Source organism: Halomonas sp. ND22Bw (assembly GCF_003011945.1).
Lineage (GTDB): Bacteria > Pseudomonadota > Gammaproteobacteria > Pseudomonadales > Halomonadaceae > Halomonas > Halomonas halophila.
In genome coordinates, this window is sequence record NZ_PXWD01001677.1 from 1 (window position 1) to 240 (window position 240).

Sequence of the window (240 nt, forward strand, 5' to 3'; positions counted from 1 at the left end):
CCAGAATCTGCGGAACTTCGTCTCACACAATCGTGTACTGCCCATCAGCGCCGGAATCTCCAGCGGCCACGACGGTGAGATCAACCAACACATCAGCCTCGATGTCGAACGCTTGCAGAAGTGGGACAGGTGGGGATCTCGTGCAAAACGGTATCTCGACAGTCAGGGTGAGCGGATCGACATCTCACAGTTGGTCTCCGACTACCGAGAAGCTGTTGATGAGTTCTACACATGGCTTCC

At 55.0% G+C, this 240-nt stretch carries 1 protein-coding gene; it reads left to right on the forward strand.

Features of this window, described 5'->3' with window-relative positions; all coding sequences use genetic code 11:
• A partial coding sequence (locus tag CVH10_RS27110) for a hypothetical protein (protein ID WP_219925097.1) occupies nt 1–240 on the forward strand: 240 nt, incomplete at both ends.